We start from the raw sequence: 15618 nt of genomic DNA on the forward strand, positions 1-15618 counted from the left end.
AAGTGACTCTAATTTTTCCCATAGAAAAATCCCCTCCATAGTAAACAGGTTAATGTGCTTTCTTTTTCCTGTCTACTATAAGGGGATCATATCAATATAGAGTGTCGTTTCTTTTTTGACTTGATGAGAATGGCTATTTTCCATGGTCTTAATCGAGGAAATTTTATGTGTTTACTTATATCGAAAAACCACTTCATGAAGAACTGCAGCGTACAAATGCAAAAAACAGGATCGGCGAAATCGTGATTTATCTTATGGGAAAGTAATGAAAATATTAGATTTTTATAAAGAAAGAGGGCATTTAGTAAACTATATGTGCACCACAAGGGTAAAGGATTTACATTATGACGACTATGATGGGAAGTACTGGTTAAAAGTTAAGGGGAAAGGGGACAAGGTGCGTGAACTTTTCATTTCAGAACTTTTGCATGATTGTATTTGTGAAATAATAAGAAGAAGAGGATTTCAAACGGTATTGGAAAAAGGGGATGAGAGTCCGTTATTTACTAACATAGGTTGTACCTCACTTTTTCATAGTATATCTACTGTATACAAAAAAACGTAGGCTTACGCATACTGACATTCTCCTCCCACCTAAGATTGGTGCTTCACGCTTTTACATTTGTGAGGAAGGAGTCTTTTGTCGAAAAATGATAAATTAACTTGATAATATTAAACTACCAATAAAGTAGTCATATAATTAAAAGCAGGTTGAAATATTCAATCTGCTTTTAATTACAAAGTATTAAATTAATGATAAATAAAGCCACTGAAGAAAAAAGTATTTATAAATTCAAGTTACTTTTCAATGTCCAATATTTCTTTCCATCATTTTTAAACGAAAATTCAACCCATCCATTTGGGTCTTCACGATAAATGCTTACTTTTGATCCAATAGTTAATTTTCCTACTAGATTTTGTTCTGGAGTAATATTCGGATTACTTCTAATTTTTACTGTATATGGGTATGGTATTTGAAGGTATTCACCTGATGATTTAACACTCGTTTTTGTTCCCGTTGGGTATGATTTATATGGAATTTCACTTGACAAGGCATCCACATTTAATGCTTCTGGATTTTTATTTAGTATTTTAGAATCTTTATAGTCTTCAGCTTTAAAAGGTCTAATACGTTGCATTATGCTCGCAATTTTACTAGACCAGGCTTTATCAGTGCAATACATAGTATTCACATTAGTAAGAGTTGTTCCATTATAATACTTACCTTTTTCTTCTAAATAATTTTCACGTATATAGCTAGCAACATAGAATATGCTATCTTTATAACTTGGTAAGTATTTTGCATAGAAAAACGGATCTTTATCATATGCACGTAATCCAGCTAAATTATGCTTTCTATACGCAATTTCTGATTTTCCATAACCTGACTCTAAAATATCTTTTGCTGCCATGGCAAGAGCATTAACCCCATATTTTTCTTCTGCTTCGATGTAGTCTTTTCCATGTCCAACTAATGGGCTGTCAGGATGATACTTTGCAATATAATCATCAATATCTTTCGCAGTAATTTTAGAAGGTAACCTTAAATCTAACTCTTGATATGATTTAGCAGTAAATTCTCTTGGTTTATTGATTGGTTTCTCTTTATTTATTACATGTAACATTCGATTTAAAAATGCTGCTGCTTCCGCACGGGTAGCTGTTCCTTTTGGTGAAAATTGATTTTGCTCATTCCCTTTTGCAATTCCTAATTTATAAACTCGTTGTAGTGCATTCTTGTCATAAGTTGTATCTTGATCAGTAAATGGTAGCTGTCCTAAGGAACCTATCACGCCTTTTCGTTGCAGAGCACGATCAATCATAATAACAACTTCTTCACGTGTAATAGTATCATTTGGTGCAAAAATATTATTACCTCTACCAAGAATTATACCGGCTGCAGCTGCACGATTAATTCCATCTCTTAATGATGGATCTGCTAATTTAAGATCTGAAAAATGTGATTGACCAGCTGGTAATCCTAATGCGCGTGTAACTAGAGTAGCAAATTCCCCGCGTGTTATCAGACGGTCCGGCCAAAATGTGCCTTTTCCATCACCGATCATAATCCCTTTTTTAGATAACTCACGAATTTCGTGTTCATACCATTTTCCAGATATATCATCTTTTTGTTGAGTAAGCCCTTGTTGTTCTAACGGAGCAGCGAATGAAGGTGATGTTGTAATACCTGCCTGGAGTATTGCTGTCATAGCAAAAACGTTACAAATTTTTCTTTTCATAATTGATCTAACACGAAATGTTATTGTTTTTCCGTGTTAATTCCCTCCTTGTTCTGAATACTTTTCATTATCAAACTATAAAAATTAATATACCTTTAAACGTTATATACATATTTAAAAATATTACATCCTCTTATAATTTGTTTCTGCTTAAATAACCTTTCAGTTTACCATCGCTAATATAATAAACTAAAGTTTTTGATACTTGTACAATGAAAAGTCCTTTTTACAAAAGTATTTTCATTGTTATTTCGAAAAAATATTAGTATACGTGTAAGTGATTTTTAAATTTTAGCATTATATGTGGAAAACACCTTTAAAAAAGGGAATTTTAATATTAGACAAATAAAAATTTGAGGTTATTATTAAATTTGAAAAAGATTGTAATATATCTTTTCTTTAGATGATTAAAGCTGAATATCTGTAACTAGGGGACAATTAAGTTAAAGGGGGGAAACTTATTAAGTATTCTAAAGTGAATCCTTTTTAAGAATAGGGAAAAAACCTTGCATTTTCTAAGAAGAACAAATCTAAGGTGTGTCACCTTAATGCAACATAATATATATTATGTTGCATTAAATAATAAGCGTTTTAAAGACTAGGTCTTATCTATAAATAAGTTAAGGAGGGGGATATTCTATAAAAAAGTAATTCTTTTGCACCAAAAGGAAAAAGATATCTAAATTCTTGCTGAACCTTTATGTTATTAATACAATAAAGTCTATATATATAAATTATTTTATTTAAAATAAAAGCCATTCCTATAATACCTAATTTAAAGAGTCATTTGATGAACTTGCGAAGGAAGAACCCAAACTTTGTTAAAAAAGTACTTAGTGTATAACTAGGGAAAAGAAATGAGGAATCAATTTATGCTATTTAATAAAAAAAAAATAAAATGTGTTTTTATAACTTTTACTTCTGTATTCCTATTACAAGCTTGTGAAAATCAAGAGAATAATACAACTCTTAAACAAGCAAAAGCCTCGGAAGTATCCAATGAAAATATAGTAAGAACCCCAAATTGGATTGGAAAAAGTCCAATGCTGCAATCACCAGGTTTTAATAAAGACAAAAAAATTGAAGCGGTTGTAAATTTAATGGCAACGGGGGATAACTTGTATCATCAATCAGTGATCAGTGATGGGAAACAAAAAGATGATTCATATGATTACCATTATATCTATGAAGATATAAAAGAAGCTGTTCAATCAAGTGATATATCTGTGGTGAATCAAGAAACTCCAATTGCAGGAAATTCCTTAGGGTTAAGGGGGTATCCTATTTTTAATACACCAGAAGAAGTTGGGGATGCTTTAGTGGATACTGGATTTAATGTAGTTACCCAAGCAACTAACCATATAATGGATATGGAGATGGTAGGTGTTTTAAATACAAATAATTATTGGGGTAAATATCCGAAAATAACAAAGTTAGGAATAAATGATAGTCCAGAAGAACGTGAACAAATTAAATTAATTAATAAGAATGGCATAAACTTTGCCTTGCTTAATTATACTTTCGACCTTAATGGTAAAAAAATTCCAAACGATAAATCTTGGTCGGTAAATATAATTGATAAAGAAACTATTAAATATGATGTGCAGAAGGCAAAACAAAAAGGAGATATTGTGCTTGTAATGATGCATTGGGGGAAGGAATATACTTTCTCACCTACAAACGAGCAAAAAGATTTAGCTCAATACTTATGCGATTTAGGTGTAGATGTAGTAATCGGTAACCATCCACATGTTATTCAGCCAGTAGAGTGGAAACAAAATAAGGAAGGGCACCAAACCCTTATCTATTATGCTCTTGGAAACCTCGTTTCTTCACAGGAAAAATTAATCACAATGGTTGGCGGTCTTTCGTATGTGCAATTTGTTAAATATGTAGATGGAACGACTGGTATTCGACAAGCAGCGTTGATACCAATAGTAACTCACTACACTGATGGTAAGAAGAATTTTAAAATTAAATTTTTGGAAAATTATACTGAAGAATCTTCAAAAAATCATGGAATCAACAGATTTGATGGCCCAGTTTCTTTAAACGATTTCAAAGAAATCCCTAAATCTATATTGGGCGATTGGTATAAAGGAGAATAAACTATATGAAATTAAGAAAATTGCTCATTTTAGGGTTAATATTTATAATATTTGTTAGTTTAGTAGCTTGTAGTGAACATCAAGACAATAAATACAAGGCAGATGAGAAGGTTGAAAATAAAGTTAGTAAAAAGCTAAATTTACCCATATCCAACCCTGATGATTGGCGAATTATTTTAGTGAATAGGGATCATATATTATCAGAGAATCAAAATGTAGAACTAGAAAGCATCAATAAAAATGCGCATCCAAATATGAAAGTTGATAGGCGAATCTTACGTGATTATCAAGATATGGTCACAGCAGCAAAAGAAGAAGGCATAAATTTGTATTTACGATCAAGCTTTCGCACAATCGAATTACAAAAGTCTTATTATGATGCAACTTATAAATTATATAAGTCACAAGGATTTTCGAATGAAGATGCAGCAAGTAAAGTATTGGAGTACATTCAGTATCCTGGTGCAAGTGAACATCATACTGGACTAGCACTGGATATTATTTCAATGGAATGGCAACAAGATGGAAAAGAATTGAGTGATAGTTTTGATACAACTAGTGCTTTCAAATGGCTAAATATACATGCTGCAAATTATGGATTTATTCTTCGTTATCCAAAAGGGAAGGAAAAAATCACTGGTATTAACTATGAACCATGGCACTATCGTTATGTGGGCAAAGAGGTAGCGGTTTATTTAAATAAAGAAAATATGACATTAGAAGAATACCATAATAAAATAAAAGAAGATATATCTAAAGTAGGTAGTAATAGTGCAGATACAAAAAAATGAATTACAAATAGTGGCCTAGTACAGAGATAGGTTATTTTGAACAAGGGGATAAATGAAGTTTGTTTTTTCTTAAGAGGTTCCTTATCCAGTAAAAGGAACCTCTTTTATCTGAAATAAAGGATGGGATGTGCAGGAGATGAATATTAAATTGCAGAATACCACAATCTTAAATGAGAGTATAGGAGGGAGAGGTTCTTAAAAATTAATTCTTCATCTTCAAATACAAATAGAGAAAAAGTATATTTTATAGTATTTAGGAGTAGTTCGGTGAGTGAAAAATAGAGGGTATTATAAGAACATTAAATGTTTTTTGTTAAACTTGATGATTTGTTCCTATGCTGTAATTGAGTAAATCGGTATTGTATTGACTAGCATGTAAGTAGTACCATTTTGGAATATATGATAGTAGGTGGATAAATGTCATAATATATACATTGTTCTAGGTTTCTTTATGATTTGGTGTTTTGGCTACATTGCAATAACTTAAAGAAAGTGAAGGTAGTAGCCAACACTTACCAAAATATATATTTTTTGAACTGCTCTCGTTTGAAATACCCCATTTGTTATTTTCCCCATTTTTTTCTAAAGTGTAGTTTGAATGTTATTTTGAAAATTCTTGTTAGATTCCTGTAATTAATGTAACAACACTTCAATTTCCTTAAGGTCTCGCTCTTGAAGTATTGTTGATACACAAATAAGTGGTATCTTTTCAATAGAAAGAGGTACTGTAGTAACAATGAAATCAATATCCATATGTTGTATACTTTCCTCAAAATCAGCTCCATATACTTCATCTTCAATTTTTAATTTCTTACCGAATTGTCTCATTAATACACTTTTCATATATGATTTCCAACTTAATCCTTGGTCTGTAATCAGCAATGCTCGTTTATGCTCCAGATGATCTTCTACTTGTTTAGCAATTATTCGCATAGTTATTTTTGCTATTTCTTCTTCAGGGATATCATTGAGACAAAGTGTTTTCCCCCATTGGCTAAATGCTTTCTCTACTAAACAGAATGTTGTATTATGTTTTTCTTTTATATAAGTTGTTGTACATTTCTTAGGTCGCTTTAGGTTAGATTTAAGTAATAATTTATAAAAGAATCGCCTACAATAATCAATCATTCCATAAATAAATTCATCGTCGTCCTTTAATTTTATTCCTACTTCTTGTTCTAGAAGTTGAATAAAATGAGCAATGGGTAAATAAGAACGTATTTTCCCTTCTTTATAATGCATAAGTTCTTCCTTCTTAGATTTTTCCTGATTGTTAATTTTGTACCTAGATACTTTGAGTGCAATTATGAAAAGAACTTTCTCTTCAATTGTCTGAAGAATTTCATTTTTATATGGAATTGTCTCATTTGTTTCAAATGCTTTTATATAATACAGTGATGCTACATTACATTCGATAATCTTTTTATTCAAATTAAAATTGTACCCTTGTTTTTTGCGCTTCAAAAAAATTGCCATGAAAAAGATTAATTTACGTCTATCACTAATAAAAAGTGTAATACCTAGCTTTTCTTCAATGTAGGAAATGTAACTATCAAATCTATCTTTGCTATATTCTGTAAATGGCCATTCTTCTCCTACAAATGCTTCTAGATACAGGTCAGAAAACATGAGTAATATGTGGACTTCATCGCCTACAATTCTTAAGGGTCTTTTTGTAAGGGATAAACCAAATTTTTCTAAGCGTGCTTCAACTTTTACTAATACTTTATTCATTGAAGATAGCGGTATATATAGTTTGTCTGCAAGAGATGCAATGGTATTGAAATCGTGTTCTAACAATTGTTGAAATGTAAGAAATGTAAGAGAGCGTTTGAAAAATTTAGAAATAATTTCAGTAATGGATTGATCAGGTGCTAAAAAAAGTTTGATGCCTTGTCCCTTAATTGAACATATTGTAGAGTTTGGCGAAAGTGAATCATTAATAATAGATATATCTTTTCGAATAGTTTTACTTGAATAGCCTAACTTATGCTCTAGTTCCAAAATAGTAAACCATCTATTTTCTTCACTTAGTATTTTTAGTATACCAATTTGACGCGTAATATCTCTTTCCATTGTGTGCCTCCATAAATTTACAAATGTTTTTTGTATTTCATCATGATATCGCGATTTTCACTAATATTTAATTTCTAGCTGTTGGTAATTATTTAGATTTTATTTAGTCACCTTTGTTAAGTTGCCATACTTATTGGGACAATCAAGGCCATAATTATTGACCAGTAACATTAAACCATGAAATAGATAGATAAACAAGAGTTTTAAATTTGAATTTAAAATTTTGTTTATAACTTTTTTTACTATGGATATAGTGTAAAGTTGATGCTACGCTATTTAGAACGTTAGGATCTAATAGAATACTTCTCGACAATAAGAAATGGGATTTTTACCCAGGTGAAAAATTTTTAATAGTACTTGAAAAGTATCAAATATGTAAATATAATATTGCGGCAGGGATACAATTTATTTAGTTTTTCATAACCTGAAATTAAATATATATTTAAAATTAAAATTTATTAACGAATGGAGAAGATATTATGATAAAAAAATGTGCTGTAATAGGGGCATTAGGGATAGCAATTGGGGGAGTATGTTTATCTGAAATAGAGACCTCAAAATTAAAGGGTACTAATATTGGAATGCAACAAAAAGATAATTTTTCCCATGTAAAATCCTTTGACTTGACTGGTTATGTAGTAGGCATTCATAAGAGCAGTAATCTCATAGAAGTAGCTAATGTGGAAACAAAAGAAGAAGCTATAGAATTTTCGGAAAAACGATATAATTTTATTAATTTGGCGGTTGAGGACAAATTTGTGCTATTTGAGAATGAAGGTAATCAAGAATATAAAATTGGCGAAAAAATAAAACTTTCTGCAGAAAAAATTGAGAGAATAAATCATCTTATAAAAATCTTAATTGAACCAACTGTAATCAAATTAACCACAGAAAAATAAATGGGAAAAGAACATAACAAGATATATATGAAAATTTTTAATTGATATGAGAGGGTCTAATTTTAACTTGCCTATGTTGTTTAACATTTATCCAAGAAAGTTTCATTGCTGAAAAATTATTTTTGGTAAATGCATTGTATTCATTAAGAAGTTTTTAATAAGTTAAGATATCTTTAGTATATGAGGTGAAGACAGGTTGAATAGTACATCTTGGTTATCAACACGTTATTTTACTTTCTTTTTTACATGGGGAATTTTTTTACCTTATTGGATTGTTTGGCTAATAAATGGAAAGAGTTTTACTGTGGAGGAAGCGGGTATCATAGTTTCAATAGGATTTATTTTTAGATCTTTTACAACGCTGTATATTTTCCCTTATTTATGTTGTAGGACAACTTTAACAAAGCTTGTAATTTTCATTCCGTTACTTTCTTTTTTATTACTATTATTGTTCATTGAGCTGAACTCGTTTCAAAGTATTCTTGCAGCTACTATCATTTTTAGTTTGTTTTATCCAATGCTATTACCACTTAATGAGACAGTGGCTTCCCTTCTTTCTAAAGAAGAGAATGTAAAATATGGGAATTGTCGTTTGTGGGGGTCTGTAGGATACATTACTGCATTAATAGCGGTGGCATTACTTTCTAATCTTATTGGAGAAAAAAATATCATTTATATAATGCTTTTTGGTTGTTGCCTCATGTTTTTAAGTGGGTTGATTCGAACACCAAATTTATTGAATAAAAAAATAACAAAGAAAAAATTTTCATTAATACCCTTTTTAAAATCACCCAAATTTCTAATCTGTATTAGTATTTGTATTTTAATACAAGGTGCTCATGCAGCTTATTATAATTACGGAGTTATTTATTTAAGAGATCTTGGAATCAGTACCAGTGTGATTGGCCTTATTTTAATACTAGCTGTTGTAGCTGAGGTTATTTTCTTTTCAATTGCCGATCGATTCTTCAGTATGGTAAAACTGTCAGCGCTTTTTGCAATTGCTTCATTTGCATCAATTGTTAGATGGCTAATGATTTACTTTTTCATGAATGAAGTTGCGTTTATTTCATCACAGTTACTCCATGCTTTTACCTTTGGAATGGTTCATTATACATTTATGCGTTTTGTTAATGAGGAGATAGATAGAGAATTAGTGCCCGCAGCACAAGGGATTTATGCTTCTTTAGGAATGAGTTTGAGCACCGGTATTTTGACTGTTATAGGCGGTTATTTATATTCGTACTCGCCTAACTTACCGTTTTTAGGAATGGCTGTAGTATCATTACCTTGTTTATTTTTAAGTATTCGTTTATATACTCGTTATGAAAAAAATACAAGTATGGAAAAACAAAAAATTAAGTATGAAGCTTAAGAGCATGAGATATACTAAATATTTGATTAAAGACTGCTTTTTAATTGTCATCTAATTAGTATGTTGTTAAAAATATGCCCAAAAGCTAGAATAAGTCACATGATTAAATAATAATATTATATTAGGTCGGGTGAAAAGTTTTATAGCTTGAATTATTGGACAAGTACACTTGAATTTTATGAAATGGTTGCTAATTTATACGATTCATTATGCGTTGAAAAAACGGAGCTTGGTAGAGAGCTCCGTTTTTGTTTATAAAGGATATAAATACTTTGTATTTCTCGGAAAAATGAAGAAAATTCCTTTTCTAAAGGGAGTTTTTTATGTTGTTGAAAAGTAAATATACATATACGATATTTTTAAAGGTGTATTGTATTAAAATTATATGTAGTTATAAAAATGGATTGAAAGTTAATCTTTGTCCTTTCATAGTATGATTTTGAAAATTTCTAATAGGCTTTATTTATATCAGGGATGGCTTTCTAATAAGGAATCAGTCTATCTTTTCATATTTGGAGACTAACTTTTAATTAAAGTAACATCATCTTGGAAAATGAAGAATGTATTAAAAAAATAGTGTGAAGTAAAGAAAGTACGTAAATAATCTAGATAACAACTACTGTAACAATAGTTAGTATAGGGAGGATGCCGCTTAATCCAAAGAGGAATGTGGGTATACCAAGTATTTGCTCTTTATAAGGTTTATCAGGTATTGTTGGGGTATTCTGTAATTAAAATTCAGTAAATATACTTAAGAACATGGTAAGTGCTTGGAGTAAAAAAATATATAAAGACTGAATTTATAAACATTAATCAGCCGTTTCTAAATCAAAATTCTCTTCTTAAAAAATCGGATTTGTAAACCTGTAAGGGGAAATTGAGATTGGTTAATAAGTATTTTGATGTTTTTATCAAATTATTGAAGGAAAAGAAACAAGGAACGTAGCATTCCAGAGTAGATAAAATTACTTAAAGCTATATCCATGCAATAGTTTAATGGAAATTATATTAAACATGTATGTTTCATTTGCAGATCCAAACATACAGCTATGAGGCGATTTTTCTTAAAAAGTAAAATAACGGAAGGGTATAGAGTATACAGAAGAGTTTTCGCAAAGATAATGAAAGGAAAACTCCTCTTATGTATAATATCTCATTTGGTTCTATATAATCTATTCTGGAGAGAAGAAGGGAAGGTTAAGGAAGCTGTTGTCTTCCGTGTAATATAAGGGAAATAGTAATAATTCTTAATCCATTTATCTAATATAAAAAATTGGAAAGAACCTGTTTTTACAATAATACCCATTCGGAAGAATACTCAACCAACATATATTCTGTTAAGTAACTTAATAAATATCACCAAGTGATACTTTACATTTTAGTAGCACTTCTTAAAGCGAATATAATACTATTAGACATATCTTCTGTTGTCCAATCATCCTCTAAGTTAATAGATTCAGTAGGGTTAATAGAACCAATGAATTTTTTTAATTTTGGTACTAAAACCATAGACATTATCCAATTTACTGTATGGTTTACGGAAAGGAAATGGAAAACTCCTTGTTTTTTTCCCTCCATTAAAATTTCAATCAGTTGTTCAAAGAGACCGATTATATGTGGTTTAATGGTATCTAATCTCGGGCTTTGTCTAATGATCTCCTGATAAGCTAAAGTCCCAATCTCAGGATGTTTAGTTCTATGGTTAATGAGAACCGTCAAAAAATCTCTAAGGGCATGCAAAGGATTACATTGATTTTCCTCTAGAAAATTTGGTAAATCTTTTGAAAGACCATATTTTTTAAATACTTCATAATAAAGATTTTCTTTTCCGTTAAAATAATATGAAGCCATGGCAACATTTACTTTAGCTTCTTTTGCAATTTCTTGTATACTAGTACCTTCATATCCATGTTCTCCAAATTTTTTCTTCGCCGCTTCTAAAATATTTTCAATCGTTTGTTCTCGATTTTTTGTCATTTAATACACCTCAAAAATAAATAATTTTCATTAAAAACAAATATAATTAAATCCAAATTTTTAATTTAGATTTAATTATATATTTAAAATCTAAATTTCTCAATGTTTAACCTCATTTATCTTTTCAATTTTTTCATATAAAACATTAATATTATTTAGGAATTTTAAATTAAACTAAATCCTAGAGAAAGGATCAGAGAGTATTAAATAAAGGAAAGAATAAAAAATATCCAGTTTATATAGTCTGTTTTATAGAAAGTTGGAAAAGTGTGAAGGAATATATCACACAATCATAAGAATACTTATTGTTGTGTGATATAAGAGTGTTTTGAGCTCTTAACAAGGCGTTTCAATTGTTGCAATGCTAGAAACAACTCTAAGATATTTGGAGGATTGTTTTAAGGGAGCATATAATGGGAGGGAATTTCTTTCGCTGATTCATAAAAAGTCTCATATCTCAAAAGAAAGAATATTTTTTGAGATATGAGATGCACAATCTATGATTATATTCCATTTTAATTTATACACTCTAAGATGATCCTAGTATTTAATTTATATACGTACAGCCGTACCGCTTACAGCAACCATTAACATTCCATCACGGACAACTTCATAGTCTACGTCAACGCCAACTATGGCATTTGCACCTTTTTGCTTTGCAAGTTGTTTCATTTCTTCCATAGCAATATCACGAGCCTCTTTTAATTTACTCTCATACGCGCCCGAGCGACCACCTACAATATCACGAACTGAGGCGAATAAATCACGGACAATATTTGCACCCATAATAGCTTCACCATTTACAATATCAATGTAATCAATAATCTCTTTACCTTGAATTACAGACGTTGTTGTTACAATCATAATTAATACGCTCCTATAATTTACAATTTGTATTTTTAGTATGTATATTTTTATATACTAAATATGTTTTTATACTTGCCCTCTTTCTTTTCTTGAATAGTATTACACCTTAATTTTATAGTTTATAAAATAATTGTACATATGAAGTTTTACTTTTAATAAAGGTAAAAAGGGGGGAGTATATTACTAGTTACTTAAAATGTTTGTATTCTGATTTCATATATAATTTGACACTTTCACCCCTTATGGGGCAAGATGACAAACGTCAGTGGAATTCTTGTTACCAAAGGCGAAGTCCATTTCTGGTATCGCTGACTTGCAGGAATGCGGTGTGTCATCACCACTCTCACGAGTCAGCCTCTTATAGTTTCGTGAGCTACGGTGACCATACCATACAGCTAATTGCGTGTTCAAATGTTTTAGCGTCTTGCTCTTGATGACACATAACATTTTACTGATAGTGTGAGTTAGTCTTTCGAACTCCATATGATATCTTGTTTTCAAGTAGCATATAGGCATTTTAAAGACTTGATCTTGATGAATGAGCGGAAGTGTTTAGGCGGTGTCTAAAAATCTTAGTAATTGACTGTATGTCGAAAAAAAGAAGCTTACAACCAAACTTCTATTTTGTTCATTATCGTGTATAAAACATGACAGAGTCTGTGAACTTATAAAGATATGTTTAGTACTATCGATTTGAGAAAATACTCTTTTATATTTTCAGATAACATACATAAAAAAGTATATAAAAAATTGATTGTTGGTCAAATCCACAGATAATCTCCTCCCCGGATCATATCCTAAAATTCTGTGAAACCCTCGGCCATTGGAATTTTCCTATGCCTATTTAAGGCTATTTACGCTTTGGAACAGCAAAAGGGGGGGACTCAGTAAATCTGTTGACTTCTTAATACGTGCATCTTTTTATTTACCCTTGTATTTTATCCCTTTTCCAAAGGGATATTTTGTGCTGTTATTTTTACAGTATTACCATTACCATTTTAATGGTAATTAGAAAATCAAAAAGGAATGAATAATAATGAAGAAAGTTATCTATCCAATTGTAATGTTTATTGTGTTTACAGCTGCAATTGTATCTTATTTTATATTTCAAACTGAGCAAGTAGGACCTAATGGCTGGGTACATGAAAAAGGAAATCGGTATTATTATGAAAATGGAAAAATGAAAATTGATTGTTGGGTGAAATCACCAACCGGAGATCGATACTATTTTGACACAGATGGAAAAATGAAAACCGGGTGGGTAAAAAGTGGTGAAGATCGATACTATTTAGGTAAAAACGGAAAAATGAAAACTGGTTGGATAAAGCTCGGAACTCCATGGTACTATTTGGGGGAGAATGGAAAAATGAAAACCGGTATATTAAAGCATTCAGATAAAAAATACAGTTTGGATAAACAAGGAAGGCTTTTTATAGGGTGGCAATATATTAATAGTGATTTTGGAAAATATTTAACTGAAGATCAAAAAAGCACTTTTAGTATAAATGATATAACAGCTCTGAAATTTGATAAATACGGAAACATAACATCTTATTTAGAAAAAAGAAACGAGAAAAAAATATACGGTAGTAAAACAATGGGATTAGATAGTTTTATCAATGATCTTAAAAGTTAGCATACTTTTGGTCATCCAGCAATTAGCCTTCAAATCACTGAGATGAATTAAGTTGATTAAGCATGTTTGAATTTTAAATAGCATAAAGAATATATTAACAGATAGATTTTACTTATTATAGAAAAAAGAATCCAATTTTGAATTCGGATTCTTTTTTATTTATATATAAATTACACTTCTAAATATTGCGAATCTTAATTCGAGGAAAAATTCAATTTTCATTACAAAGTAAATAATTTATGAATTGTTCATAACATGTCAGAATTGATCTTAAGAATGTGATCGATACATGATTTTGATGTGTAAATTCTATATAATAAAGTTCCCTTATTTCTTATTTTATTTTTCGTTTCATTGTAATACAATACTTTTTTGGGTATTTTTAGAAAGAATTTAAGTGGTTTGTGGGAGAATAAGTGGAGAGTTGAAGAATAAGATGTAATACGGCATGATGAATATCTTGTCATTAATTAAATAATAATCACTATATATATTTATTAATTTCGATAGTAACACATATCATATAAAATATTCAGAGTGAAAAATATGAATCCTACTAATAAATTGAAAAATATTCTATCTGAAAAAGTAAATAATTCAAGTATTAATTTTCTTATACGTATGAAATTTTATACAAGTGCTTTTTTTTATTTAATTTATATTTCCTATGTTTTAATTTGAAGTCAAGTATAAAAATACTCGTTTTGATAGGGTGTTTTTATACTTTTTGTTGATTTTCTTTCTATTGACACTTTTGATCTTTCAATATGTAAATAAACCTCCATTGCTTGGGAGTTTAATTCCCATAAGATTTGTGTTCAAAATTGAAAAGGGCTATTAGCACAATATGTAACGCCTTTGAAATATTATATAGATTCCTAACAGTTCGGCTAAATGGTGAAAAGTGAAGTTGGGCTGTTTCGTTTACAAAATAATATCAGGTTGAGTAGGTTTTCACTTGAATAGAGATTGCTGTTTAGATACATGCATTGAAATTGAAACCCGGAACCACCATAGTGATACTGATTGAATAATATTGTTACTATATGGGTGAATTTTTGCTCCTCGCTTAGAAACTAGATACTGTATCGGTATAATTGTTATTCCTGCTATATAAGTTAGAAGAACCAGGCAAGGAGTTAATCAAATTTGTCCCTCCTCTAAAATTTGTTGGTGTTGCGGTTAAGTAGAGATAGAAATCTCCCTCTTTGAACGAGCTTTCGGATGTAATTGCGGTTTTATAGCTGAGTAAATTTCGTAATGTGGGGTGTGAGTACCTTAGAAGCCCTCATCTCTATGCTTAAGCAAAACATAGGAGTGAGGAGTTTAAGGTGAATTTTATATATCGGTTTTGGTATATAATGTATTTTTAGTGTTTTGTGGATTATTCCTGCTAATGCATAGTGCTTTTGGATGGATAAATGTTAGTATGCACAATATGAATAGAAGAGATGAGTATATTTCTTTTAAACTTTTTGTACCAAAGATTATTTTTGTTTGTAATACATCTAGTATGTATTATTGTAAAAAAAAGTCAAGCACAAAAACATCCGTTTCAACAGGGTGTTTTTGTGCTTTTTGTTACTTTTTTTTCATTATACAATGAGTTTGTTCTTATTTTAGTAAAACAAAAATAATTACAGGATGTG

At 30.1% G+C, this 15618-nt stretch carries 9 protein-coding genes and 1 pseudogene; 6 read left to right on the forward strand and 4 right to left on the reverse strand.

The features are described from left to right. Window positions 1-155 precede the first annotated feature (155 nt). Window positions 156-562 (forward strand): annotated as a pseudogene (locus ACQKNR_RS27335) (tyrosine-type recombinase/integrase); the annotation flags it as partial. A 223-nt stretch (window positions 563-785) separates the two neighbouring features. On the opposite strand, the gene ACQKNR_RS27340 reads toward ACQKNR_RS27335, so the two are convergent. After that, a complete protein-coding gene (locus tag ACQKNR_RS27340; RefSeq protein WP_427322239.1) occupies window positions 786-2240 on the reverse strand; it encodes an S-layer homology domain-containing protein in 1455 nt (484 codons plus the stop codon). A gap of 872 nt (window positions 2241-3112) precedes the next feature. On the opposite strand from ACQKNR_RS27340, the gene ACQKNR_RS27345 reads away from it, so the two are divergent. Together ACQKNR_RS27345 and ACQKNR_RS27350 are read left to right on the forward strand one after the other, a co-directional pair. Next, complete coding sequence (locus tag ACQKNR_RS27345) at window positions 3113-4348, forward strand: CapA family protein (protein ID WP_427322241.1); 1236 nt, start codon at window positions 3113-3115, stop codon at window positions 4346-4348. A gap of 5 nt (window positions 4349-4353) precedes the next feature. After that, complete coding sequence (locus ACQKNR_RS27350) at window positions 4354-5139, forward strand: M15 family metallopeptidase (RefSeq protein WP_427322243.1); 786 nt, start codon at window positions 4354-4356, stop codon at window positions 5137-5139. A gap of 633 nt (window positions 5140-5772) precedes the next feature. On the opposite strand, the gene ACQKNR_RS27355 is transcribed toward ACQKNR_RS27350, so the two are convergent. Then, window positions 5773-7215 (reverse strand): BglG family transcription antiterminator, encoded by a 1443-nt coding sequence (locus ACQKNR_RS27355; protein ID WP_427322245.1) that lies wholly within the window; start codon window positions 7213-7215, stop codon window positions 5773-5775. Between the two features lie 479 nt (window positions 7216-7694). On the opposite strand from ACQKNR_RS27355, the gene ACQKNR_RS27360 reads away from it, so the two are divergent. Both ACQKNR_RS27360 and ACQKNR_RS27365 read left to right on the forward strand, forming a co-directional pair. Then, complete coding sequence (locus ACQKNR_RS27360; protein ID WP_427322247.1) at window positions 7695-8114, forward strand: DUF3221 domain-containing protein; 420 nt, start codon at window positions 7695-7697, stop codon at window positions 8112-8114. A 196-nt stretch (window positions 8115-8310) separates the two neighbouring features. After that, window positions 8311-9489: a 3-phenylpropionate MFS transporter gene (locus tag ACQKNR_RS27365; protein WP_427322249.1), complete on the forward strand. Its 1179-nt coding sequence runs from the start codon at window positions 8311-8313 to the stop codon at window positions 9487-9489. A 1371-nt stretch (window positions 9490-10860) separates the two neighbouring features. On the opposite strand, the gene ACQKNR_RS27370 is transcribed toward ACQKNR_RS27365, so the two are convergent. Continuing rightward, window positions 10861-11466 carry a TetR/AcrR family transcriptional regulator gene (locus ACQKNR_RS27370; protein WP_427322251.1) on the reverse strand — a complete coding sequence of 202 codons (606 nt, stop codon included), beginning with the start codon at window positions 11464-11466 and terminating at the stop codon, window positions 10861-10863. Between the two features lie 552 nt (window positions 11467-12018). Continuing rightward, window positions 12019-12330, reverse strand: a complete 312-nt coding sequence (locus tag ACQKNR_RS27375; RefSeq protein WP_427322253.1) for a heavy metal-binding domain-containing protein — start codon at window positions 12328-12330, stop codon at window positions 12019-12021. Window positions 12331-13369: 1039 nt separating this feature from the next. On the opposite strand from ACQKNR_RS27375, the gene ACQKNR_RS27380 reads away from it, so the two are divergent. Then, window positions 13370-13969, forward strand: coding sequence for an N-acetylmuramoyl-L-alanine amidase family protein (locus ACQKNR_RS27380; protein WP_427322255.1), 600 nt, complete (start codon window positions 13370-13372; stop codon window positions 13967-13969). Window positions 13970-15618: the final 1649 nt, after the last annotated feature.

Source organism: Bacillus sp. NPDC094077 (assembly GCF_050279465.1).
Taxonomy (GTDB): Bacteria; Bacillota; Bacilli; order Bacillales; family Bacillaceae_G; genus Bacillus_A.

What these genes read in the sequence shown, in the direction of transcription:
- ACQKNR_RS27340 (WP_427322239.1), bottom strand. Translation starts at nt 2,240, where the DNA reads ATGAAAAGAAAAATTTGTAACGTTTTTGCTATGACAGCAATACTCCAG.
- ACQKNR_RS27345 (WP_427322241.1), top strand. Translation starts at nt 3,113, where the DNA reads ATGCTATTTAATAAAAAAAAAATAAAATGTGTTTTTATAACTTTTACT.
- ACQKNR_RS27350 (WP_427322243.1), top strand. Translation starts at nt 4,354, where the DNA reads ATGAAATTAAGAAAATTGCTCATTTTAGGGTTAATATTTATAATATTT.
- ACQKNR_RS27355 (WP_427322245.1), bottom strand. Translation starts at nt 7,215, where the DNA reads ATGGAAAGAGATATTACGCGTCAAATTGGTATACTAAAAATACTAAGT.
- ACQKNR_RS27360 (WP_427322247.1), top strand. Translation starts at nt 7,695, where the DNA reads ATGATAAAAAAATGTGCTGTAATAGGGGCATTAGGGATAGCAATTGGG.
- ACQKNR_RS27370 (WP_427322251.1), bottom strand. Translation starts at nt 11,466, where the DNA reads ATGACAAAAAATCGAGAACAAACGATTGAAAATATTTTAGAAGCGGCG.
- ACQKNR_RS27375 (WP_427322253.1), bottom strand. Translation starts at nt 12,330, where the DNA reads ATGATTGTAACAACAACGTCTGTAATTCAAGGTAAAGAGATTATTGAT.
- ACQKNR_RS27380 (WP_427322255.1), top strand. Translation starts at nt 13,370, where the DNA reads ATGAAGAAAGTTATCTATCCAATTGTAATGTTTATTGTGTTTACAGCT.